This is a genomic window from Calidithermus chliarophilus DSM 9957, assembly GCF_000430045.1.
GTDB lineage: Bacteria > Deinococcota > Deinococci > Deinococcales > Thermaceae > Calidithermus > Calidithermus chliarophilus.
The window spans coordinates 225858-227208 of the sequence record NZ_KE387025.1; the positions used below are offsets into that span (position 1 = coordinate 225858).

The 1351-nt window shown below is 78.2% G+C and carries 2 protein-coding genes; both read left to right on the forward strand.

The features are described 5' to 3' along the window. Positions 1–640, forward strand: a 640-nt coding sequence (locus MEICH_RS25550; protein ID WP_036219480.1) for a hypothetical protein, incomplete at its 5' end; no start/stop codon positions are given. Positions 641–654: 14 nt separating this feature from the next. Further along, on the forward strand, positions 655–1351 hold a 697-nt coding region (locus MEICH_RS29470), incomplete at its 3' end, for a hypothetical protein (RefSeq protein ID WP_218916425.1).

Here is a 1351-nt window from a genome sequence, read left to right on the forward strand (position 1 = left end):
CGCGACCCCCGCCGGGGAGGGCGACCCCCTGGCCGCGGCCGCCCTGGGGCGGGACTACGCCCTGGAGTGGGGCTGGCCGCCCGTCCCCGGGGCCGACGGCTACGCGGTCTACCAGAGCCGGGGCGAGCTGGGCGGCCCCTACGAGGCGCAGTGCCGCCAGGCGGCGGGGGCCTCGGGGCGGCAGGCCTACTCGCAGTACGTGCAGGCCGCGCCGGGGGAGGGCTTCTACGGGGCGCTCACGGTGCTCACCGGCGGCGCCACCCGGGAGAGCGCCCTCTCCAACGCCGACGGGGCGGTGTTCCTCCCCCCGCAGGACGCCCTGGCCCCGGCCCAGGGGGCCGGCGTCCCCAACGGGCGGCCCCAGCTGAGCTGGGCCCGGACCGAGGGGGCGGCGGGCTACCTGTACTTCGTGCTCGACCGCGACCCCTGGGACCCCCGCGCCCGGGTGCTGTGGACCAACCCCGCCAACCCCGACGGCACCGTGAGCGTCACCCCCGAGCTCTCGGCCACCTACCCCGACGGCCGCGCGCCGCTGCCCAGCGGCACCTACTCCTGGTGGGTGGCCGGGGTGTCCTTCGACGAGAAGGGCGTGGTGGACGGCCTCAGCTTCTCCGACCCCCGCTCCTTCACGGTGCCCTGATGACCCTGGCCGCGATGGAGCCGTACCCCCGCCGCCGGACCCGGACCCCAACCCTCGGGCTCGTCTCCGGGCTGGCCCTGCTGCTCCTCCTGGCCGCCTGCGGGGGAGAGGAGGGCGAGGGCGACCCTGCGAGCCAGACCTACGCCCTCACCGCGGTGGAGTCCCTGCCCGCGGTGCCGGGCGACACCCTCACCGCCTACGGCACCCTCCCCCGGAGCCTCACGCTGAGCCTGGAGGGGGGCCCCCTCGCCGCGCCCTTGGCCCTGACCGCCACGCCGGTGCAGGGGGGCGTGCGCTTCACCCTGCCCGCCACCCTGCTGGCCGGGCAGCCCACCCTGTACCTGCGCTGGGAGGGGCCCGACGCCCAGGGCAAGACCTCCCTCAGCGCCCCCCTCGCCGTGCTCCCCCGCGTCGAGGGGGCCGCGCTGAGCGGCCGCACCCTCACGATCGGCGGGCGGGGCTGGCCCGCCACGCCGGAGGGCCTGGAGGCCGCCGAGACCCTGACCCGCCTCGAGGTGGACGGGCTGCAGCACCCCCCGGGGCTGGAGGGGGGCCGGCTGGTCCACACCCTCCCCGAGTCGCAGGGCTACGGCCGGCTCACCCTGCGGGTGTGGGTGGCGGGCCAGGCCTCGGCGCCCTACAGCCTGGACCTCGAGGCGGGGGCGGTGAAGGGGAGCGTGGCGCTGCCCGCCGGCGCCGGCCAACGCCTTC